The sequence below is a fragment of the Nesterenkonia marinintestina genome, from assembly GCF_025420485.1.
Taxonomy (GTDB): domain Bacteria; phylum Actinomycetota; class Actinomycetes; order Actinomycetales; family Micrococcaceae; genus Nesterenkonia; species Nesterenkonia marinintestina.
On the sequence record NZ_JAOEFD010000007.1, the window covers coordinates 128,414 to 149,007 of the forward strand.

Genomic DNA, 20,594 nt, shown 5'->3' on the forward strand with positions numbered 1-20,594 from the left:
CTCAGTCCTCCCCTTCGGCGGCGGGACCCGTCCCCGCATCGGCGGCCGCTTCGACCCGATCGGTGATCGCTTCGGGCGGGCCCTCGGACAGCGGCGTCGCCTCCACGAAGTCCGCGTGGGTGATCAGGCGGTCGGAGGCCACGTAGGGCGGGTCGCAGGTGGCCAGGGTCAGCACCGAGGCGTCTCCGGGGTCCTCGCCGGGAGCCCCGGGGACCGGTTCGAGCACCTCCGTGCGGTCGGGAGGCACCACATAGCTCTCGGTGACCTCATAGGTGAAGTACCCGTCGGGGCTCTGCACATAGATCCGATCTCCGGGCACCAGCTGGTCCTGGTCGTAGAGGATGCGCCCGTAGATGTCCCGGTGTCCGGCCAGGGCGAAGTTCCCCGGCTCCCCCGGCATCTGGGTGGTGGGGTAGTGGCCCACGGCGATGCGGTCGATGGAGTCGGAGCCGACCCCCTCCCGGATGGGCAGCGTGCCGTCCTCCTCGAGGCGCGGGACGTAGAGCATGCCGATGACCTCGGTGTCCTCGGCGAGGTCGTGGATCAGGTCCGCGCTGGGTTCGTCGTCCTCTGTGGCGTCGGCACCATCCTGCTGGTGGTCGAGCTGGGCGTAGAGCTCCCCCGCGGCCCGGTCCCTTTCGGCGTCGGCGCCGAGCCCGGTCCACCACACCTCCCACACCACGAAGAGCAGTCCCAGCACACCGAGGGTCAGCAGCACCTCTCCCAGGACTCCGACGGTGCGCGTGACGGGCCCCGGGCGGCGCGGGGCCCGTGGGGACTCGGTCGGTGCGGTCATCAGGTGTGCTTCCAGAGGGGTGAGGTGTGGGGCGGGGATCCCGCGGCCGCCGGGCCGCACGATAGACTGACGCCCTGATGCGGCGCCTGCGGCGCAGCGGTGGCCGCAGATCAGGACACTGACAGGATAGACGACGTCGACGTGACGGCATTCCGCCCCGTGACGGGGACCGGCCGCTCCGGCGTCGCAGCGATCGGGAGGATCAGCCCACCGTGCCAGAGTCGAAGAAGCGTCGGAACCGCGGAGGCCGCGGGTCTGCGCCCCAGAACGACGCCGTCGAGCGCAGCTCGTCGCCGTTCCGCGCCGAGCCGGAGGTCGAGCATCTGGAGTTCGAGGATGAGGGTCTGCCCACCTGGTATCGGGTGACGATGATCGGTCTGCTCATCCTGGGCCTGCTGTGGCTGGTGGTCTGGTACATCACCGACGGCCTGCTGCCTCTGGCTGTGGCCGGGAACTGGAACGTGGCCATCGGCTTCGGAATCTCGATGACCGGCTTCATGATGATGATGCGCTGGCAGTAGCCTCCCCCGGCCCACCCCGGACGCACGTGGGGCCCGCACCGTATCGGTGCGGGCCCCACGTGCGTGGTGACCGTCTGAGGGACGATCAGGTGGCGGGCTTGGGCTTGGGCACCTCGCCGCCGTCGTCCTTCTTGGGAGCCTCAGGCTTCTCCACCGGCTTGGTCTCCGCCTGCTGTCCGGCCGGCTTCTCCGCCGACTTGGCCTGCGGCTTCTCGGCCGGCTTCTCAGCGGGCTTCTCGGCCGGCTTCGTCTCAGCCTTCTCCGCCGGCTTCGGGGCCGGGGCGGCGGGCTTCTCCGCCGGCTTGGACTCCGTGGCCGGGGCCGACGCCGGGGCGGCCTGCGGCGCCTTCTCGGCGGCGGGCCGGGTCTCCACCGGCTTGATCGGCGTCGAGTCGGTGGCCTTGGCGGTCACCGGCTGCGGCTTCTTCCACGGGTCCTCCACCGGCTGGGAGGCGCGCCAGGCGGCGACGGCCGCGGTCACACCGGCGGCGACGAGGCCGAAGACGAGGAGACCCTTGCGGCGGGACTGACGACGCTGCTGCTTCTTCAGCGACTTCGAGGCCTGCTTGGCGTACTTCTCGGAGTTCTTCCGCAGCTTCTTGACGATCTTCTTGTCGCCGGTGGCCTTGATCAGGGCCTTCTCGACCCGCGGGTCGACCTCTGCCTTGTGGATGAGCTTCGCGGTGCGGTCCGCGTAGTCGCCCAGCCGTGCCGAAGCCTCCGGGACGTACTTCTCCGTCAGGTTGGCCTTGGCGTCGCCGTACTTGGCGCGGGCCTGCTCCACCTGGGCCTTGGCCTGGGGGGAGAGCCGACCGTACTGCTTGTCCGCTTGGGCGCTGAGGCCGGAGGCCGCGCGCGAGGAGTAGTCGCGGATCTTCTCACCGGCCACGGAGGCGCCGACGCCGGCCTGGCTCACGGCCCGCTGCGACGCGTCCTGCACCTTCGGGGCGCCCTTGCGGTATGCGTCCTCGGCCCAGTCGGCGGCCTGGGCGAGCTTGGGCGCCGTCCAGTCCCGGGCTGAGTCGACGCCGGCCAGCACGTTGTGCCGCCAGGTGTGGGACGCCTTCTTCTTCTTGCCGAACATGCATGTCCTCCGATTCAGGATCGTGTGCTCTGCCCCCCAGCCTACGACCTCGCGGGGGTTCACCGCTATGACGCACACGACCAGGGCTGACATGGGACGTCACCACCGGGTCCGCGGCCCCCGTCGGGGATGAGAAGATGGGTGGCATGACTGCTGCAGCAACTCACAAGGCCGCCGTCCGCACCTCCGCGGGAGAGATCCACCTCGAGCTCTTCGGCCACCACGCCCCGAAGACCGTGCAGAACTTCGTGGGCCTGGCCACCGGAGAGATCACCTGGACCCACCCGGAGTCGGGTGAGGAGAAGACCGGGACGCCGCTGTACGACGGCACGATCTTCCACCGCATCATCGCCGACTTCATGATCCAGGGCGGAGACCCCCTGGGCATGGGCGTGGGCGGACCGGGCTACCAGTTCGACGACGAGATCCACCCGGAGCTGGACTTCACCGAGCCGTACAAGCTGGCCATGGCCAACGCCGGGGTGCGCAACGGCCGCGGCACCAACGGATCCCAGTTCTTCATCACCACCGTGCCGACCACCTGGCTGCAGGGCAAGCACACCATCTTCGGCGAGGTCGTCGACGCCGACTCCCGCAGGGTCGTCGACGAGCTCAACAAGGTGCGCACCGACATGCGCGACCGCCCGAAGGAGGACGTGGTCATCGAGACGATCGAGATCACCGAGCTCTGACCCGCCATCACTGAGCATCACGACGACGGGGCCGCTCCTGCCGGGGCGGCCCCGTCGTGTCTGCGCCACCCGGACCGGGCCACCGGACTTCGGTGTCAGCGCTGCGAGCGCCCGGCCTGCCCAGAATGCCTGGTGCAGGCGCCGGTGGGATTCCAGTGCGTGGACTGCGTGCGGCGGGCCGCGGCGGCCCGTCCGACTCCGCGCACCCGGTTCGGCGCGCCGGCGTCGCGGTCCGGGCGTCCGCTGCTGACCTACGGGCTGATCGCGCTCTGCGTGGTGATGTATGCGCTGCAGCTGGGCGTCTCGGGCCTCACTGATGCGACGGCGTTCGCCCCGGCGGCGATGTCCGAGGTGTGGTTCGAGCCGTGGCGGATGCTGACCTCGTCGATCGTGCATTCGCCGGGCAACGCCATGCATCTGGCGTTCAACATGCTCGCCCTGTGGTTCATCGGCCGCACCCTGGAGCCGGCCCTGGGCCTCTGGCGCTATGCCGCACTGCTGGTGCTCTCGGCGATCGGGGGCTCGGCGGCGGTGCTGTGGCTGACCGACCCGCAGACTCCGACCCTGGGTGCCTCGGGCATCGTGTTCGGCCTCTTCGGCGCCCTGTTCGTGCTGATGCGCTCCGCCGGAGGGCAGGTCGGCGGGATCGCGGTGCTGCTGGCGGTGAATCTGGTCTTCAGCTTCGCGGTGCCGAACATCTCCTGGCAGGGGCATCTGGGCGGGCTGCTCACCGGCGTGCTGTGCGCCGCGGTGATCGCCTACGCCCCGAGGGGACGGCTCCGCGGGACCTGGCAGGCGCTGGGTCTGGCTTCGGCGGCGGTGCTGCTGGTGATCCTGACCTGGGCGGGGATGCTCAGCTATGCGGATCTCGTGGCCGGCTGAGCCGGCTCCCGTTCTCCACAGGCGTTATCCACAGTGTGAAGAAACTACACACGTGTGATTCGACCGTCCCGGACGATCCCGCCCGTCGTCCGTCCCCTCCCGGGAACGCGGCTCTTGTCGCCCTCGGGCGGATCGTATATCTTCGGGTATACATATGATGTGGACCACAGCTCTGGAGGACGCCCTGTGACCGGATCCGACCCGCACGAGACTCCCGCCGGACAGCCGTCGACTCCCCCGCCGGGACCGCCCGCGCCGGGCAAGGTCATCGCCGTCCACATCAGCTACGAGTCGCGCGCGGCCGAGCGTGGGCGCCGCCCCCAGGCACCGTCGTACTTCCTCAAGCCGACCAGCTCGCTCAGCTCCTCCGGGGCCCCGGCGGTCCGGCCGGCCGGCACCGAGCTGCTCGGGTTCGAGGGCGAGGTCGCCCTGATCATCGGCGCACCGGCCCGCCAGGTGCCGCTGGAGCGCGCCTGGGACCACGTCGGCTGGATCACCGCCTCCGACGACCTGGGGCTCTACGACCTGCGCAGCAACGACAAGGGCTCCAACCTGCGGAACAAGGGCCGCGACGGCTACACCCCCGTCGGTCCGCAGCTCATCGACGCCCGGGCGGTGGACCCGAACTCCCTGCGGGTGCGCACCTGGCGCAACGGGGAGCTGGTCCAGGAGGACACCACCGCCGCGATGATCTTCCCGCTGGTACAGATCGTCGCCGACCTCTCCCAGCACCTGACCCTGCAGCCGGGCGACCTGATCCTCACCGGCACCCCGGCCGGTGCGAGCGTGGCGGTGCCCGGCGACGTGATAGAGGTCGAGGTCGACGCCCCCGCCGCCGAAGGTTCGCCGTCGACGGGGCGGCTGGTCACCCACATCGTCGAGGGTGAGGGTTCCTTCGACCCGGCCCTGGGCTCCAGTCCGAGCGTGGACGACCACCAGCGTGAGGAGGCCTGGGGCTCCCGGGAGGCCGCCGGCCTGCCCCCGCAGCCCAGCGCGGCCGAGCAGGCGTCTGAACCGGCGTCGGAGCAGGCGTCTGAGCCCGCCCCGGCACGCACCCTGTCCCCCGCCCTGCGGGAGAAGCTCGAGGAGGTCCCGGTCGCCGGGCTCGCCCAGGAGCTGCGGAAGCGCGGGCTGAACAACGTCGTCATCGACGGCGTGCGACCCCAGCGTCCCGGCACCAAGCTGGTCGGCACCGCGAAGACCCTGCGGTTCGTGCCCAACCGGGAGGACCTGTTCAAGACCCACGGCGGCGGCTTCAACGCCCAGAAGCGCGCGTTCGACTCGGTCGGCGAAGGTGAGGTCCTCATCATCGAAGCCCGCGGAGAGACCGGTTCGGGCACCCTGGGCGACATCCTCGCCCTGCGCGCTCAGGCCCGCGGCGCCGCCGGTGTGGTCACCGACGGCGGGGTCCGCGACGACGCCGCCGTCGCCGAGATCGGCCTGCCCGTGTTCTCCAACGGCGCCCACCCGGCGGTGCTGGGCCGTAAGCACGTGCCCTGGGACGTCGACGTCGCCGTGGCCTGCGGCGGGGCCGCCGTGCTGCCGGGCGACATCATCGTCGGCGACGACGACGGTGTGCTCGTGCTGCCCCCGGACATCGCCGAGGAGGTCGTCGAGGCCGCGCTGACCAAGGAGTCGGAGGATGCCTGGGTCGCCGCGCGCGTCGCCGAGGGACACCCGGTGGACGGGCTGTTCCCGATGAACGCCGAATGGCGCGCCCGCTATGAGCAGGAGCGCGGACGTGACGGCTGAGGCCGCCCCGACGGTCAGCAAGTCTCAGCGCACCTACGAATGGGTGCGGGAGCGGATCCTGTCCCGGGAGTTCAGCCCCGGATACCGGCTGGTGCTCGGTGCGATCGCCGCAGAGCTCGAGGTCTCGGCGGTGCCGGTCCGCGAAGCGGTGCGCCGGCTGGAGGCCGAGGGGCTGGTCGAGTTCGAGAAGAACGTCGGCGCGCGGGTCGCCACCATCGATGAGGCCGCCTACCACAACACCATGGAGACCCTCGGCGCCCTGGAGGGGGTGGCCACCGCCCTGGCGCTGCCGCTGCTGACGACCTCGGACCTGGACCGGGCCGAGGCCCTGAACGCGGAGATGCGCAGGCTGCTCGAGGACTTCGACCCGGTGCGGTTCACCTCCCTGAACGAGCAGTTCCACCGGGTGCTGTTCGTGCGCTGCCCCAACCCGCACATCGGCGAACTGGTCGGCCGCGGCTGGAACCGGCTGGCCGGTCTGCGCCGGTCCACCTTCAGCTTCGTGCCCGCCCGGGCGAAGGAGTCGGTGGCCGAGCATCAGCGCATCCTCGAACTCATCCGCACCGGCGCCGACGCCCTCGACGTGGAGATGGCGGTGCGCCACCATCGGTGGAAGACCGTCTCCGCGTACCGCGAGGCCTCCCACAGCACCCCCTGAGGCCCGCCGTCTCCGCCGACCCCGAACTCCGAAGACCTTCCGGACGTCCCCCACCGCAGGAGGAAGAACACCATGACCGAGACCGAGCCGACCACCCAGCAGACCACCCAGCAGCCCCCGGCGGACCTGCCCGACGTGCTGCGCCACTACATCGGCGGGCAGTTCGTCGACTCGATCGACGGGGAGACCTTCGAGGTCCTCGACCCGGTGACCAACCGGCCCTACATCCGCGCGGCCTCCGGGAAGCCCGCCGACGTCGACGCCGCCGTCGCCGCGGCGAAGGACGCCTTCGAGCACGGACCCTGGCCCTCGATGCTGCCGCGTGAGCGCGCGAAGGTGCTCAACCGCATCGCCGACATCGTCGAATCCCGCGGCCGGGACCTCGCACAGATGGAGTGCTTCGACACCGGTCTGCCGATCACCCAGGCGCTGGGCCAGGCCAAGCGCGCCGCCGAGAACTTCCGGTTCTTCGCGGACCTGATCGTCGCCCAGCACGACGACGCGTTCAAGGTGCCGGGCCGCCAGGCGAACTACGTCAACCGCAAGCCGATCGGCGTGGCCGGACTCATCACCCCGTGGAACACCCCGTTCATGCTGGAGTCCTGGAAGCTGGCCCCGGCCATCGCCACCGGCAACACCGTGGTGCTCAAGCCGGCCGAGTTCACCCCGCTCTCGGCCTCCCTGTGGCCGGGCATCTTCGAGGAGGCCGGGCTGCCCGCCGGCGTGTTCAACCTGGTCAACGGCTTCGGCGAGGAGGGCTTCGCCGGCGACCCGCTGGTCAAGCACCCGGACGTGCCGCTGATCTCCTTCACCGGGGAGTCCACCACCGGACAGATCATCTTCGCCAACGCGGCCCCGCAGCTGAAGGGCCTCTCGATGGAGCTGGGCGGGAAGTCCCCGGCGGTGGTCTTCGAGGACGCCGATCTGGAGACCGCGATCGACGCCACCATCTTCGGCGTGTTCTCGCTCAACGGCGAGCGCTGCACCGCCGGCTCCCGCATCCTGGTCCAGCGCAGCATCTACGACGAGTTCGTCTCCCGCTACGCCGCCCAGGCCGACCGGGTGAAGGTCGGGCTGCCGCAGGACGACGCCACGGAGGTCGGGGCCCTGGTCCACCCGGAGCACTTCGAGAAGGTCATGAGCTACGTGGAGCTGGGCAAGGAGGAGGCGCGGCTGGTGGCCGGCGGCGCTCGTCCGGAGGAGTTCCCGGAGGGCAACTTCGTGCGGCCCACGGTCTTCGCCGACGTCTCCCCCGAGGCCCGGATCTTCCAGGAGGAGATCTTCGGTCCGGTCGTCGCCATCACTCCCTTCGACACCGACGAGGAGGCCCTCGAGCTGGCGAACAACACCCGCTACGGGCTGGCCGCCTACATCTGGACCAACGACCTCAAGCGCGCCCACAACTTCTCGCAGAACGTCGAGGCGGGCATGGTGTGGCTGAACTCGAACAACGTGAGGGACCTGCGCACCCCCTTCGGCGGGGTGAAGGCCTCGGGACTGGGTCACGAGGGCGGCTACCGGTCCGTCGACTTCTACACCGATCAGCAGGCGGTGCACATCAACCTCGGCGAGGTCCACAACCCCGTCTTCGGCAAGGACGCCTCGTGAGCCCCCTGGGCATGGACGGATCCGACCGGGTCCGATGAGCGTCCCGACGCGGGAGACGAGGTTCACCCCGGAGGGCGAGTTCTCCTGGGTGGCGGCCGTGGCGCGTACGCTGGGGCTGTGGACCCTGAGCTACGCGGTCCTGGCCCTGCTGATGTTCGCGGCCGGGGCCGGGCTTATCCCGGGGCGACGGCCGGACTCCGCGCTGGTGGAACCGGGATACCTGCTGATCGCGTGGGTGGGGCTGCAGGGCTTCTACCCGGTGTTCCTGCGCGCCGACGCCTCCGACGACGACTACCGCGTGCAGAGCCCCCGCTTCCTGCGGCTGCTTCTGCTCTCGCAGGCCACCGGGCTCGTGCTGCTGGCCGCGCTGCTGACCCCTTTGGTCGGCATCGGCTCCGACGTCCACACGGCGGGGTCGCTGATCGCCGGGATCCCCGAAGATCCGACGGCGTGGCTGACGTTCTACGGGTACGCCGTGGGCATGGCGGCCTGGCCGGTGGCCGCGGGGCTGTTCATGATGCGCATGTCGGCCCGCTGGGAGACGCTTTTCGTCGGAGCGGCCGTGGGTCTGCCGCTGTTCCTGCTCGCGCTGCTCGGCGGGCTGCTGGTCGCGGTCTTCCGCATGCTGGATCCCGGAGCCGACCCGGGGTCGCTGCTGGTGCTGTTCGGCGGCTACGGACTCAGCGGTGCCGCCGTCTACGTCCTGCTGCTGCTCTGGTACCGGGCCTCGGTGGCCCGTGAGCCGCTGGGGCCGCCGCCCGCGCGCTGGGGTCCCTTCGTCCCGGCGGTGACCGCGACCTGTGCACCCCCGTCGCACCAGCCGCGCCAGTCGCACCAGTCGCACCAGTCGTACCAGTCGTACCGGCCGCACCAGCCGGCGCCGTCGCACGACCCGTCCCAGCCGGCTCACCAGGCTCAGCAGGCACAACAGGCTCAGCAGTACGTGCCGCCCCGTCCTCCCGTCGCCGTCGGGCCGATTCCCTGGGGGTCGTTCCTGCTCGGAGCGCTGATCGTGTGGCTGCTGCTCGGGGCGCTGGTGACCTTGGGCCTGTGGCTCGTCGGACTCTCCGGCCCGGCGGGCGCGGACCTCACACCGCCCGGACTGACGGCGTTCGCCGTCGTCGCGATGGTCGCGGCGGGACCGCTGAGCCTGATCGCCGTCCACCGTCCGGGCACCGGGCTGCGTCTGGGACATCGGAGGCTGCATCGGGCCACCTGGGCCTCCCTGGGCGTGGGCGTCGGCGTGCTGGTCCTGGCGCTGCCCCTCTGGGCCCTGCTGGGCCTGCTGCCCCAGACGTGGTGGAGACCGCCGTTGGGCGCACCCGTGCTCGACTCCGTCATCGCCGTGCTGTTCCTGCTGGGCACCACGTTCGGCGTCCACGCCGGGGCTCTGCTGATGCGTCGCGGCGCCGTCCGGGGTGCCTGGAGCCGGCTGGCCGGGATCTCGGGCTGGGTGCTGTCGGCGGCCACCGTCCTGTGCGCCCTGCTCTTCGCGTCGGTGTGGATCGAGGCCATCGTCACCGCCGATGACTCGCTGCGTCTGGGCATCGTGCTCTTCGCCGGGATCGGTGCGCTCATCGGCTGGATCGCGCATCTGCTGGCCTGTCGAGTCCCTGCGCCTGTGAATGCGCCGCAGCCCTCTTCCCCGCCCGCGGTCGATCATATACGATCTGATATAGACGTGACCGGTACCACATATCCGAGCCCCTACCGCTCCGAGCCACCGAGGAGACACCCATGACCGACACCGCCAGCGGCGCCCAGACCGGCGACCGCATCCCCACCCCGCAGTCCCCGGCGCCGGACGTGCTGCGCTGCGCCTACATGGAGCTGGTGGTCACCGACCTGAAGCGCTCCCGGGACTTCTACGTCGACGTGCTGGACCTCGTGGTCACCGAGGAGGACGACGAGGCCGTCTACCTGCGCTCGATGGAGGAGTTCATCCACCACAACCTGGTGCTGCGCCAGGGACCGATCGCCGCCGTCGCCGCCTTCTCCTACCGGGTGCGCAGCCCCGAGGAGCTGGACCGGGCGGTCGACTTCTACACCGAGCTGGGCTGCGAGGTCCGCCGGGAGGCCGACGGCTTCACCAAGGGCATCGGGGACTCGGTGCGCGTGGTCGACCCGCTGGGCTTCCCCTACGAGTTCTTCTACGACGTCGAGCACGTCGAGCGGCTGGCCTGGCGCTACGACCTCTACACCCCGGGCGCGCTGGTGCGCCTGGACCACTTCAACCAGGTCACCCCCGACGTGCCCAAGGCGGTGGCCTACATGGAGGACCTGGGCTTCCGGGTCACCGAGGACATCCAGGACGAGGCCGGCACCACCTACGCCGCCTGGATGCGGCGCAAGCCCACCGTCCACGACACGGCCATGACCGGCGGGGCGGGACCGCGGATGCACCACGTCGCGTTCGCCACCCATGAGAAGCACAACATCCTGGCCATCTGCGACAAGCTCGGAGCGCTGCGGCTCTCCGACCGCATCGAGCGCGGCCCCGGCCGCCACGGGGTGTCCAACGCGTTCTACCTCTACCTGCGGGATCCGGACGGCCACCGGGTGGAGATCTACACCCAGGACTACTACACCGGCGACCCGGACAACCCCGTGGTCACCTGGGACGTCCACGACAACCAGCGCCGCGACTGGTGGGGCAACCCGGTGGTCCCCTCCTGGTACACCGAGGCCTCCACGGTCCTCGACCTCGACGGCAACCCGGTGCCGACGGTGGAGCGGACCGACGACTCCGAGATGGAGGTCACCATCGGGGCGGACGGGTTCTCCTACACCCGCGCCGAAGAGGGCGAGGACTCCATGCCGGACTGGAAGCAGGGCGAGTACAAGCTCGGCAACCAGCTCTGAGCCGCTGAACACGTCAGGACGAGAGGGAGGAGGAGCGCTGATGCTCTCGACAGAACAGGTCGCGGCGATCGCCGACGAGCTGGCCGAGGCCGAGCGCAGCCGCACCACGGTGCCGCGGCTGACCGCGCGGCACCCGGAGATGACCGTGGAGGACTCCTACGCGGTGCAGAACGAGTGGCGCCGCCGGGGGATCGAGGCCGGGCGTCGGCCCGTGGGCAGGAAGATCGGGCTGACCTCGAAGGTCATGCAGCAGGCCACCGGGATCACCGAGCCCGACTACGGGGCGATCTTCTCGGACATGGTGTTCGAGAACGGCTCGGAGATCGAGCACGCCCAGTTCTCCAACGTGCGGATCGAGGTGGAGCTGGCCTTCGTCCTCGGTGAGGATCTGACCGGTCCGCACACCACCGTCTTCGACGTCATGCGCGCCACCGAGTACGTGATCCCCGCCCTGGAGATCCTGTCCTCGCGGATCGAGATGGAGGGGCGGACCATCGTCGACACCATCAGCGACAACGCGGCGATGGGCGGGATGGTCTACGGCGGGAACCCGGTCGCCCCGGACGCCACGGACCTGCGGTGGGCCTCGGCGCTGCTGTACCGCAACGAGACCATCGAGGAGACCGGGGTGGCCGCGGCGGTGCTGAACCACCCGGCCATGGGTGTGGCCTGGCTGGCGGACAAGCTGGCCGCCCACGGCGACGGGCTGCAGGCCGGGGAGGTCATCCTCGCCGGCTCCTTCACCCGCCCGATGTGGGTCCACCCCGGGGACACGGTGCTGTGCGACTACCGAGAGCTGGGGACGGTGTCATGTCGATTCGTCTGAGTCCCACCTTCCGTGCCCGCCTGGCCGAGGCCGACCGCCCGCTGATGGGCGGCTGGGTGTGCTCCGGCTCGGCGACGATGGCCGAGATCATGGCCGGCTCCGGCCTGGACTGGCTGCTCATCGACATGGAGCACGCCCCCAACGGCCTGGAGTCGGTGCTCGCCCAGCTGCACGCGGCCTCCGCCTACGACATCACCCCGATGGTGCGGGTGCCCGCCGCGGACACGGTCACCATCAAGCAGGTTCTGGACCTGGGGGTGCAGAACATCCTGGTGCCGATGGTCTCCACCGCCGAGCAGGCCCGAGAGGTGGCCGAGGCCTCCCAGTACCCGCCGGCGGGGCGTCGCGGCATCGGTGCGGCTCTGGCGCGTTCCGGCCGTTGGAACCGGGTGCCGCAGTACCTGTCCGAGGCCGCCGAACACGTCTCGGTGTACGTGCAGATCGAGACGGTGGAGGGTGTCCGCAATGCCGCGGAGATCGCCGCCGTCGAGGGCGTCGACGGGATATTCGTCGGTCCCAGCGACCTGTCGGCCTCGATGGGCCTGATCGGGCAGCAGACCCACGACGACGTCGTCGCCGAGGTGCTGAACACCTTCGAGGCGGTGCGCGCCGCCGGCGTCCCCGTCGGGGTCAACGCCTTCGATCCGGCCGCCGCCCGGAAGTACCTGGACGCCGGGGCGAGCTTCGTGCTGGTCGGCGCCGACGTCGCCCTGGTGGCTCGGGGCTCCGAACGCCTGGCCGCCGAATTCATCCCCTCCGACGACTCCTGATCAACCCCTGAGGAGCAGACATGCAGTTCCACCACCACGGATACGTCTCCACCGACCCTCGAGTGCAGCCGGCCGCCGGCATCGGGCTGGACAGGCCCCAGGAGCTCCCCGACGAGATGGACGTCCTGATCGTCGGCACCGGCCCGGCCGGGATGATCACTGCGGCGCAGCTGGCCGAGTACCCGGAGGTGCACACCCGCATCATCGAGAAGCGCCCCGAGCGGCTGGTGGTCGGTCAGGCCGACGGGATCCAGGCGCGCAGCGTGGAGACCTTCCAGGCGTTCGGCTTCGCGAAGTCGATCTCCGAGGAGGCGTACCACATCACGGAGATGGCCTTCTGGAAGCCGGATACCGAGAACCCGGACCACATCGTGCGCACCGGCCAGCCGGCCGACGACCCGGGTGGGGTCTCCGAGTTTCCGCACCTGATCGTCAACCAGGCACGGATCCTGGACCAATTCGCCGAGTGCATGGCGAACTCGCCGTCGCGGATGTCCCCGGACTACGGCGTGGAGTTCCTGAGCCTGCAGGTCACCGACGACGCCGAGCACCCCGTCCACGTGACGGTGCGTCACACCGCCGGTCCGCGGGAGGCCGAGGAGCGTACGGTGCGCGCGAAGTACGTCCTCGGTGCCGACGGGGCGCGCTCCGGGGTCCGCCGGGACATCGGTCGGGTCCCGCACGGGGACCGGGCCGACCACGCCTGGGGCGTGATGGACGTGCTGGCCCGCACCGACTTCCCGGACATCCGTCTCAAGTGCGCGATCCAGTCCCGTTCGGGCGGGTCCATCCTGCTGATCCCGCGGGAGGGCGGGCACCTGTTCCGCATGTATGTGGATCTGGGTGTGGCGACTCCCGAGCAGTCGAAGGAGATCCGAGCGACCACGGTGGAGCAGATCGCGGAGCGGGCCAACGACATCCTCACCCCGTACACCCTGGAGGTCCAGCATGTGGCGTGGAACAGCGTCTACGAGGTGGGGCACCGGGTCACCGACCACTTCGACGACGTCGACGACGTGGACCGCGAGTCCAAGGACCCGCACGTCTTCATCGCCGGGGATGCCTGCCACACCCATTCGGCCAAGGCCGGGCAGGGGATGAACGTGTCCATGCAGGACGGGTTCAACCTCGGTTGGAAGCTGGGGTCGGTGCTGACCGGCCGGGCGCCGGCCTCGCTGCTGCACACGTATTCGGGTGAGCGGCAGGAGATCGCGCAGAACCTCATCGACTTCGACCGCGAGTGGTCGACGATGATGGCGAAGAAGCCGGAGGACTTCGAGAACCCGAAGGAGCTGGAGGAGTTCTACAACAAGACCTTCGAGTTCCCGGCGGGGTTCATGACCGAGTACCGGCCGTCGATGATCACCGGCGAGGCCGACCACCAGGGTCTGGCCGAGGGGTGGACCGTGGGCAAGCGGTTCAAGTCCGCGCGGGTGGTGCGTCGGGGGGACACCAACCCGATGCACCTGGGGCATCACGCCACCGCCGACGGGCGGTGGCGCATCTACGCGTTCGCGTGCGGGGCGAACCCGGGAGCTCCGGCGGAGGAGACCTCGGCGCTGCGTCGGTGGGCGCAGTGGCTGGACGAGTCGCCGGAGTCGCCGGTGAACCGGTTCACCCGCAGCGATGAGGACCGTGACGCGGTGTTCGACGTGAAGGTGATCTACCAGCAGACGCACACCGAGTTCGAGGTCACCGACGCTCCGGCGATCTTCCGCCCGGAGGTGGGTCCGTTCAAGCTCTTCAACTACGAGAAGGTGTTCGCCGTCCTGGAGGGTGAGGACATCTTCGAGGAGCGCGGGATCTCCCGGGACGGCGCCGTCGTCGTTGTCCGCCCGGACCAGTACGTGGCACACGTGCTCCCGCTGGACGACACCCAGGGGCTGGCGGACTTCTTCGCCGGCAACATGCTCGACCAGTCCTGAGGTCCGCTCCTCCCCGTCGCCTCGTAGGCTGAGGCACATGACACGAGGGACGAAGCGACTGCCTCCTGCGCTGCTGCCGATTGCGGCGGTGCAGGGGGCGCACGTGCGCAGGAACGGGATGCGGCTGCCGGAGGCGTCGGGTCCGCGGGACGGCCTGGTCGGCACCGACGACGGCGCTGCTGAGCTGCCGCTGCGCGTGGCGGTGGTGGGTGATTCGACGGCGGCCGGCTGCGGGGTGGATCAGCAGACGGAGGGCTTCTGCGCACAGTTCGCCGAAGCCCTGGCCGCGCGCACCGAGCGTGCGGTGCAGTGGTCCGTGCGCGGACGCAATGGTGCCCGCGCCTTCGAAGTCACCCGCGACGTGCTCCCCCAGCTCGAGGATTCGGCGGAACAAGGGAGGTTCGACGTCGTCGCCGTGCTGGTGGGCGTCAACGACGCCCTCTCGAACCACTCCCCCGACCGGTGGGAGTCGGACCTCGGCGCTCTGCTCGATGCTGCGGCGACGATCGGCGACCAGGTGCTGATGACCGGCATCCCGGAGTTCGGGACCTTCCCCGCCCTGCCGGGGATCCTCGCCCGGCACCTCGACGACCGTGCCTCACGCCTGGATGAGGTGTCCCGACGGGTCTGCGCCGCTCGAGACGATGTCGAGTGGTTCGGCGCCGATCAGCTCGACACCACCGAGGACTTCTTCGCCGTCGACGGCTTCCACCCGAACGCAGACGGCTATCAGCAGTGGGCCCGGCTCGTGGCCGATCGGGCCCGCCTCTGACACCGCTGCCTCACATGGGTGGTGATGAACACCGGACATGTCCGACGCCGAGTCGCCCGACGAAGGATGATGGATGACCACACTCGCATTCATCGTCATCGGGGTCACCGTCCTGATCTCAGCCTTCGTCCAGGGGTCGACGGGGATGGGCTTCGCGATGATCACGGCTCCGGTGGTGAGCATGATCGACCCCAGCCTCATCCCCGTGATGCTGCTGGTGCTGATGATCCCCCTCAGCGCCTACGTCGCCGCCCGTGAGAGGTGGGCGATCCACTGGCACGGAGTCCGGTGGATCACCGTCGGACGGTTCTCCGGCACATTCTTCGGCCTGTGGATCCTGGTGGTCGTGGACCTCCACCAGCTCGCACTGCTCATCGGGTGGTCTACGGTGCTCGCCGCCGTCGTGGCGCTCCTGGCGCCCCGGTTCACCCCCAACAGAACCGCCCTGGCATCCGTCGGTCTCATCACCGGCGTGACGGAGACGTCGACCGGTGTCGGCGGACCTCCATACGCGTTGGCCTATCAGCACAGCCGCGGGCCCGAGCTGAGAGCCACGGTGGCCGTCTGCTTCCTCGTCGGTCAGGTGATCTCGCTGGTCGTACTCGCCCTCTCAGGGCAGATCTCCGCCGAGACCATGACGGTCACGCTGTGGCTGCTCCCGTTCCTGGCGGTCGGATCCGTGCTCAGCCGATTCGTCCATCACCGGATGGACGGCCCCATTCTCCGGTACATCGTGCTGGGGTTCGCGATCATCTCCGGCGGCATCGTCATCGTTCAGGCGTGAAGCAGACGGACCGGTCACCTGACAGGACGGGAATTGCCCTCGGTCCTCGGTGGGACTAAGTTCCCAGGGTGCCCGGGATCCCTCCGGGCCGTGCGCCGTCCATGAGAATCGAGCCCATGACCGAGACCGCGTCCCGCCGGAGGAGTCCCCTCCGATTCCTGATCCCGTCGCTGATCGGGATCTTCATCTTCATGGTGCCGGTGCCCGACGGGGCCGGGTCGGTGACCATCTCCATCGCCTTCCTGGCGAACACGGCCGAAGAGACCCTGGTGCCGATCATCCCCTGGATGGTCCTGGGCCTCGCGGCGACCTCCGCACTCGGCACCGCAGTCTTCACCGTCGCGAACCCGGCGTTCCTGGACAACCCGCTCGGGCGGTCCCTGTTCCGGACGTCGCGGCTCTGGCTGATCGTGCGGCTGATCGGTCTGCTGCTCGGCGCGGCCATCGTCTTCGAGGTCGGACCCGAGTGGGTGTGGGGCGAGGACACCGGTGGGCTGATCATGGGGCTGGCGTCGCTGCTGGTGGTGGTGTTCGCCTTCGCGGGTCTGCTGCTGCCGCTGCTGCTGAACTTCGGGCTGCTGGACTTCGCCGGCGCCCTGATGACCAAGGTGATGCGTCCGCTGTTCCGGGTGCCCGGCCGCTCGTCGGTGGTGGGGCTGACCTCATGGCTGGGCGACGGGACCATCGGCGTGCTGATGACCAATCAGGAGTACACCCAGGGGCAGTACACCAAGCGCGAGGCCGCCGTGCTGGGCACCACGTTCAACATCGTCTCGGTGACGTTCATCGTGGTGATCCTGGGCCAGCTGAGCCTGGAGCACATGTTCGGCCCGTTCTACCTGACGATCATCCTCGCCGGACTGGGCGCCGCGATCATCCTGCCGCGGATCCCACCGTTGTCACGGATCCCCGATGAGTTCATCGACGGCACCGCCGGGACCACGGCGCAGGCCGAGGCCCACCATTCGACGGAGTCGGAATCCGCCCTGCGGCGCGGTTGGCGCGACGCAGTGGACCGTGGCAACACCGTCCGGGTCTCCGAGGTCGGCCGGACGGGTGTCTACAACGCACTGGAGCTGTGGCTGGCGGTCATCCCGATCATGCTCGCGGTGGGCACGGTGGCGGTGATCATCGCCGAGTACACCCCGCTGTTCACCTGGTTGGGCTACCCGTTCGTCCCGGTGCTGGAGTGGTTGCAGGTTCCGGAGGCGCAGGCGGCTTCCGAGACTCTGCTGATCGGGTTCGCCGACATGCTTCTGCCGGCGGTGATCGGCAGCGGAATCGAGTCCGAGATGACCCGGTTCATCATCGGCGCCCTCTCGGTCACCCAGCTGATCTTCATGTCCGAGACCGGCGGCATGCTCCTGGCTTCCCGCATCCCGGTGAAGTTCCACCACCTGGTGATGATCTTCCTGCTCCGGACCCTGATCAGCCTCCCGATCATCATCGGGGTCGCGCACCTGGTGTACTGAGGTTCTCGGCGAACGCGTCTTCCTCAGTCCTCGTCCCGCACCTCCGCAGGGGATACGCCGAGCCTCGACAGAACTCCGGTCAGTGCTGCCGTGACCCCGGTCGAAAGCGTCGGTTCGACCACCGGTGCGAACTTCGGAGAGTGGTTGACCGGGATCTCCGCAGCACCGTCCATCGTGGCATCGTCGTGACCGCCGAACATCCAGAACACCGACGGAACACCAGCAGCCTCCCCCAGGACTCCGAAATCCTCGGACCCCATCAGGGGCGGGACCTCCACCACGTCAGTCTCACCGAGCACGGTCCTCATCGTCTCGATGAGCTCAGCGGTCTCTGCCGGCGCGTTGTAGTTCCGCGGGAAGGACGAGATCTCCTCGATGATCGGCTCTGGGGCCCCTGAGGTGACGGCCTCACCGTGGATGATCCGTTCCAAGGCTGAGAGGACCCGCTGCCTCACGTCCGGGTTCAGCGTCCTCACGTTGAGGGTGAACTCCGCCGAGGAGGGGATGATGTTCTCCTTGAGGCCTGCCTGAAAGGTCGCCACAGTCACGACGGCGGCCTGACGAGGATCGACTTCTCGGGAGACGATCCCCTGGATGCGGGTGATCATGTGTGCGCCCAGCAGCACAGGATCGGTGGAGTCCTGCGGCTGGGAGGCATGGGCGCCCTTGCCCCGGACAGTGACCCTCCAGGAATCGGCCATGGACATGGCGTCCCCGGTCGAATAGTGGATGGTTCCTGCCGCCTGGGGCATCACGTGCTGGCCGAAGACCACCTCAGGCACCGGTGCTCGCTCCCAGAGCCCGTCGGCGACCATCGCGCGAGCTCCGGCGGCGATCTCTTCGCCGGGCTGGAATATCGCGACGAACGTGCCTCGCCACAGGTCACGACGTTCAGTCAGCAGCTTGGTGACGGTCACCAACACCGCCATATGCGTATCGTGACCGCAGCCGTGCATCACCGGCACTTCGGTTCCGTCCTCGAGATGTCCCATGGCGCTGCTGGCATAGTCCAGCCCTGTCTCCTCACGCAGCGGCAGTGCATCGGTGTCGGCGCGGAAGGCCACAGTGGGGCCCTCCCCGTTCCGCAGGATCCCGACCACCCCGGTGCCTGCGCACCTGAAGGTCTCGGCACCCAGCTCGTCGAGCTCTCGTTGGAGCAGGTCGGCGGTCGCGTGCTCCTGCATCGACAGCTCTGGGTGGGCGTGAAGGTGACGGTAGAGAGCGTGCATCTGCTCCCGGAGGTCATCGGTGAGCGGAGGGACGGTCAGCGAGTTCATGGTGTCCTTCGTGAAGTCGGCGATCATCTGGATCTCAGAGGTGAGGACCAGTGCCTCATCCCCGTGGTGGAATCAGGTCACATCTTCGTGCTGAGTGTTCTCGGCGGTTCGGCTGCGGAAGAACCAGGCGGCGGCCACTGTGCCGAAGACCACGATGACCGTGGCGAAGAAGGTCAGCTGAGGCAGAGCCGGAATCAGGACGAACACCACCGCGGAGGCGATGACCAATGCGATCACCGTGGTGCGGGGCTGCTTCTGCGAGACGATGGCCTGAACCAGGACGGCCCCCAGCACGGTGGGAAGGATGAACGTCTGCAGGACCTCGATCAGGTCTGACGGGATGATGTTGAGGAGCCAGGTGCCGAAGATTCCGACGAAGATCAGCAGGGACAGCAGGTGGACCACCACGGCTCCGCCGATCGCCATGATCGCGGCGAGCTCTCCTCGGCGGGTGCCCGGCTTCGCTCCGACCGTGGTCTGACCCATGAGCGCCGCGGGAAGCAGCTTGTTCGAGATGTTGCCGATCATGAATGCCTGGTACATGGAGGCTTGTCCCAGGATCGGGAAGTAGGTGACCGGCTCGACGAACCACAGCACCCCGAAGGTGCCTGCGACGGCGAGGAAGGCGACTGGGATGAGGGCTCTGTCCACACCGAGGCCCGAGAAGAACACGAGATAGACGGGCCCGCACAGAGAGATGATGAGCCCTGCGATCATCGTCAGACGACCCCAACGGGCTGTGGTGTCGTCGAAGGTCTGCAGGGATGAGGCTGACGCAGTGGTCGAATCATTGATGCTCATGAGGAGATCTTTCCGATCGTTCGAGTCGAACTGTCAAGCAGCGGGGAACAGGCCGGCGCTGACGCTCACGTAGGTGACGCCGATGCCGATGAGGATCGCGAATCCCAGCGACCACTCACGGATCCAGGGCATCTTCAACGCCTTGGAGAGGGCCAGGAAGATCGCTGAAGCCAGGGCCGCGCTGACGAATGCGATGACGTGGTACCCGGACTTGGGCAGCTCAGCGAATCCGAGGGCGAAGAACGCCCCGAGCAGGGCGGCCCCCGGGATCACTGTGATCACAGCGGGGTTGACGCGCTTGACCTTGGCGTCTCCGCGCTTCAGCACAGGGGTGAGGATCAGGGTGCTGAGGATCCACATCGCACCGCCCAGGCTCATCGCCAGGAACGCCACGGCGAAGACCTCTTGGGTGTAGGTGGGTCCTCCCAGCTCAGCGTCCATGGTTCCGGCTGCAATGGCTGCCGCGCCGGTCTCGAACTGGACGGACCCGATCAGCCCGATGCGGGTCAGCGTGGCAGGTGTGCCGAAGACTGCCAACAGCGCGACGGCTACCAGCGCCACCGCCAAGGAGGGGCCGAGAGAGGCCACCGCACCGGTGCGGAATGCGGTGTTGAGCTCACCAGAGGTCATGCCGACTGTCGGGGCGACCCGTTTGGCGGCTCTGACGTAGAGGAACGTCTGGACGATGATGACTGCGAAGACGCCGAGGGCAAGGACCCAGAGGATCGGCATGTTCGCTACGTCGAGGATATCTGTGGACGAACTCGCCGACAGGGCAAAAGGCAACATAGGAGGCTCCCAAACCTCGATGGGCTCACACAGGACAGGTACGGCCGACGCAAGCCACTGAGACGTGGCTACGCCTGAGCCCCTCTGTTGTGATACCTGAGAGATAGGCAACCATGGTGAGGTTGCTTGCCCCATCGGTGAGGCGCATCGCGCCTGCCCTCCAGAGTCCCCGATCCGTACTGTACTGCTGCCTGAGAGTTTCTGGGCCGTTTGCTCCTTCGGCGGCCAGCCATGGTGGGCCGACGCTCTCCAGCACGGATCATCGGGTGATCCAGATCATAGTGACACATCCGAGGGAGATTGTCATCACATCGATCTGCCGG

The 20,594-nt window shown here is 68.9% G+C and carries 19 protein-coding genes and 2 riboswitches; of the genes, 14 read left to right on the plus strand and 5 right to left on the minus strand.

The window, feature by feature from the left end; translation table 11 throughout:
• Window position 1 precedes the first annotated feature (1 nt).
• Window positions 2-796: a class E sortase gene (locus tag N7E59_RS07485; protein ID WP_261624294.1), complete on the minus strand. Its 795-nt coding sequence runs from the start codon at window positions 794-796 to the stop codon at window positions 2-4.
• Window positions 797-1,008: 212 nt separating this feature from the next.
• On the opposite strand from N7E59_RS07485, the gene N7E59_RS07490 reads away from it, so the two are divergent.
• Window positions 1,009-1,317: a cell division protein CrgA gene (locus N7E59_RS07490; protein ID WP_261624295.1), complete on the plus strand. Its 309-nt coding sequence runs from the start codon at window positions 1,009-1,011 to the stop codon at window positions 1,315-1,317.
• Between the two features lie 85 nt (window positions 1,318-1,402).
• On the opposite strand, the gene N7E59_RS07495 is transcribed toward N7E59_RS07490, so the two are convergent.
• A complete protein-coding gene (locus N7E59_RS07495; protein WP_261624296.1) occupies window positions 1,403-2,401 on the minus strand; it encodes a hypothetical protein in 999 nt (332 codons plus the stop codon).
• Window positions 2,402-2,547: 146 nt separating this feature from the next.
• On the opposite strand from N7E59_RS07495, the gene N7E59_RS07500 reads away from it, so the two are divergent.
• From N7E59_RS07500 to N7E59_RS07560, 13 genes are all read left to right on the plus strand, one after another.
• Window positions 2,548-3,093, plus strand: a complete 546-nt coding sequence (locus N7E59_RS07500; RefSeq protein ID WP_261624297.1) for a peptidylprolyl isomerase — start codon at window positions 2,548-2,550, stop codon at window positions 3,091-3,093.
• 144 nt (window positions 3,094-3,237) lie between these two features.
• Window positions 3,238-3,975, plus strand: a complete 738-nt coding sequence (locus N7E59_RS07505) for a rhomboid family intramembrane serine protease (RefSeq protein WP_261624298.1) — start codon at window positions 3,238-3,240, stop codon at window positions 3,973-3,975.
• Between the two features lie 186 nt (window positions 3,976-4,161).
• Entirely contained in the window at window positions 4,162-5,727 is a 1,566-nt protein-coding gene (locus N7E59_RS07510) for a fumarylacetoacetate hydrolase family protein (RefSeq protein WP_390905023.1), read from the plus strand.
• Window positions 5,699-6,385, plus strand: coding sequence for a GntR family transcriptional regulator (locus N7E59_RS07515; protein ID WP_261624299.1), 687 nt, complete (start codon window positions 5,699-5,701; stop codon window positions 6,383-6,385). Before N7E59_RS07510 ends, N7E59_RS07515 begins: the two co-directional genes overlap by 29 nt.
• 72 nt (window positions 6,386-6,457) lie before the next feature.
• Window positions 6,458-7,993: a 5-carboxymethyl-2-hydroxymuconate semialdehyde dehydrogenase gene (gene hpaE / locus N7E59_RS07520; RefSeq protein WP_261624300.1), complete on the plus strand. Its 1,536-nt coding sequence runs from the start codon at window positions 6,458-6,460 to the stop codon at window positions 7,991-7,993.
• A gap of 34 nt (window positions 7,994-8,027) precedes the next feature.
• Window positions 8,028-9,734, plus strand: a complete 1,707-nt coding sequence (locus tag N7E59_RS07525; protein ID WP_261624301.1) for a hypothetical protein — start codon at window positions 8,028-8,030, stop codon at window positions 9,732-9,734.
• Window positions 9,731-10,855 (plus strand): 3,4-dihydroxyphenylacetate 2,3-dioxygenase, encoded by a 1,125-nt coding sequence (hpaD, locus tag N7E59_RS07530; protein WP_261624302.1) that lies wholly within the window; start codon window positions 9,731-9,733, stop codon window positions 10,853-10,855. The genes N7E59_RS07525 and hpaD overlap by 4 nt, the downstream gene beginning before the upstream one ends.
• A gap of 40 nt (window positions 10,856-10,895) precedes the next feature.
• Window positions 10,896-11,681 (plus strand): 2-oxo-hept-4-ene-1,7-dioate hydratase, encoded by a 786-nt coding sequence (gene hpaH, locus N7E59_RS07535; protein ID WP_261624303.1) that lies wholly within the window; start codon window positions 10,896-10,898, stop codon window positions 11,679-11,681.
• Complete coding sequence (locus N7E59_RS07540) at window positions 11,666-12,451, plus strand: HpcH/HpaI aldolase family protein (RefSeq protein WP_261624304.1); 786 nt, start codon at window positions 11,666-11,668, stop codon at window positions 12,449-12,451. The genes hpaH and N7E59_RS07540 overlap by 16 nt, the downstream gene beginning before the upstream one ends.
• Window positions 12,452-12,471: 20 nt before the next feature.
• The gene (locus N7E59_RS07545) at window positions 12,472-14,376 is read left to right on the plus strand and encodes an FAD-binding monooxygenase (RefSeq protein ID WP_261624305.1); all 1,905 of its coding nucleotides are present in this window, start codon (window positions 12,472-12,474) and stop codon (window positions 14,374-14,376) included.
• 37 nt (window positions 14,377-14,413) lie between these two features.
• A complete protein-coding gene (locus tag N7E59_RS07550; protein ID WP_261624306.1) occupies window positions 14,414-15,148 on the plus strand; it encodes an SGNH/GDSL hydrolase family protein in 735 nt (244 codons plus the stop codon).
• A 73-nt stretch (window positions 15,149-15,221) separates the two neighbouring features.
• The gene (locus N7E59_RS07555; RefSeq protein ID WP_261624307.1) at window positions 15,222-15,932 is read left to right on the plus strand and encodes a sulfite exporter TauE/SafE family protein; all 711 of its coding nucleotides are present in this window, start codon (window positions 15,222-15,224) and stop codon (window positions 15,930-15,932) included.
• Window positions 15,933-16,048: 116 nt separating this feature from the next.
• Window positions 16,049-17,404 (plus strand): YjiH family protein, encoded by a 1,356-nt coding sequence (locus N7E59_RS07560; RefSeq protein WP_261624308.1) that lies wholly within the window; start codon window positions 16,049-16,051, stop codon window positions 17,402-17,404.
• A 23-nt stretch (window positions 17,405-17,427) separates the two neighbouring features.
• Here N7E59_RS07560 and N7E59_RS07565 read toward each other — a convergent pair whose 3' ends face one another.
• From N7E59_RS07565 to N7E59_RS07575, 3 genes are read right to left on the minus strand one after another with little or no spacing between them, the layout of a single operon-like run.
• Window positions 17,428-18,708 (minus strand): amidohydrolase, encoded by a 1,281-nt coding sequence (locus N7E59_RS07565; RefSeq protein ID WP_261624309.1) that lies wholly within the window; start codon window positions 18,706-18,708, stop codon window positions 17,428-17,430.
• A 45-nt stretch (window positions 18,709-18,753) separates the two neighbouring features.
• Window positions 18,754-19,482 carry a hypothetical protein gene (locus N7E59_RS07570; protein WP_261624310.1) on the minus strand — a complete coding sequence of 243 codons (729 nt, stop codon included), beginning with the start codon at window positions 19,480-19,482 and terminating at the stop codon, window positions 18,754-18,756.
• Window positions 19,483-19,515: 33 nt separating this feature from the next.
• Window positions 19,516-20,214, minus strand: coding sequence for a DUF5058 family protein (locus tag N7E59_RS07575; RefSeq protein WP_261624311.1), 699 nt, complete (start codon window positions 20,212-20,214; stop codon window positions 19,516-19,518).
• Between the two features lie 139 nt (window positions 20,215-20,353).
• Window positions 20,354-20,437, minus strand: a riboswitch (glycine riboswitch).
• Between the two features lie 3 nt (window positions 20,438-20,440).
• Window positions 20,441-20,534: riboswitch (glycine riboswitch) on the minus strand.
• Between the last annotated feature and the right edge of the window lie 60 nt (window positions 20,535-20,594).

Bases quoted from the DNA above. Each gene is read 5' to 3' on its own strand.
- N7E59_RS07545 (WP_261624305.1), top strand. From the start codon at position 12,472: ATGCAGTTCCACCACCACGGATACGTCTCCACCGACCCTCGAGTGCAG.
- N7E59_RS07570 (WP_261624310.1), bottom strand. From the start codon at position 19,482: ATGAGCATCAATGATTCGACCACTGCGTCAGCCTCATCCCTGCAGACC.
- N7E59_RS07540 (WP_261624304.1), top strand. From the start codon at position 11,666: ATGTCGATTCGTCTGAGTCCCACCTTCCGTGCCCGCCTGGCCGAGGCC.
- N7E59_RS07500 (WP_261624297.1), top strand. From the start codon at position 2,548: ATGACTGCTGCAGCAACTCACAAGGCCGCCGTCCGCACCTCCGCGGGA.
- N7E59_RS07575 (WP_261624311.1), bottom strand. From the start codon at position 20,214: ATGCCGATCCTCTGGGTCCTTGCCCTCGGCGTCTTCGCAGTCATCATC.
- N7E59_RS07555 (WP_261624307.1), top strand. From the start codon at position 15,222: ATGACCACACTCGCATTCATCGTCATCGGGGTCACCGTCCTGATCTCA.
- hpaH (WP_261624303.1), top strand. From the start codon at position 10,896: ATGCTCTCGACAGAACAGGTCGCGGCGATCGCCGACGAGCTGGCCGAG.
- N7E59_RS07565 (WP_261624309.1), bottom strand. From the start codon at position 18,708: ATGATCGCCGACTTCACGAAGGACACCATGAACTCGCTGACCGTCCCT.
- N7E59_RS07515 (WP_261624299.1), top strand. From the start codon at position 5,699: ATGAGCAGGAGCGCGGACGTGACGGCTGAGGCCGCCCCGACGGTCAGC.
- N7E59_RS07495 (WP_261624296.1), bottom strand. From the start codon at position 2,401: ATGTTCGGCAAGAAGAAGAAGGCGTCCCACACCTGGCGGCACAACGTG.
- N7E59_RS07485 (WP_261624294.1), bottom strand. From the start codon at position 796: ATGACCGCACCGACCGAGTCCCCACGGGCCCCGCGCCGCCCGGGGCCC.
- hpaD (WP_261624302.1), top strand. From the start codon at position 9,731: ATGACCGACACCGCCAGCGGCGCCCAGACCGGCGACCGCATCCCCACC.
- N7E59_RS07560 (WP_261624308.1), top strand. From the start codon at position 16,049: ATGACCGAGACCGCGTCCCGCCGGAGGAGTCCCCTCCGATTCCTGATC.
- hpaE (WP_261624300.1), top strand. From the start codon at position 6,458: ATGACCGAGACCGAGCCGACCACCCAGCAGACCACCCAGCAGCCCCCG.
- N7E59_RS07525 (WP_261624301.1), top strand. From the start codon at position 8,028: ATGAGCGTCCCGACGCGGGAGACGAGGTTCACCCCGGAGGGCGAGTTC.
- N7E59_RS07550 (WP_261624306.1), top strand. From the start codon at position 14,414: ATGACACGAGGGACGAAGCGACTGCCTCCTGCGCTGCTGCCGATTGCG.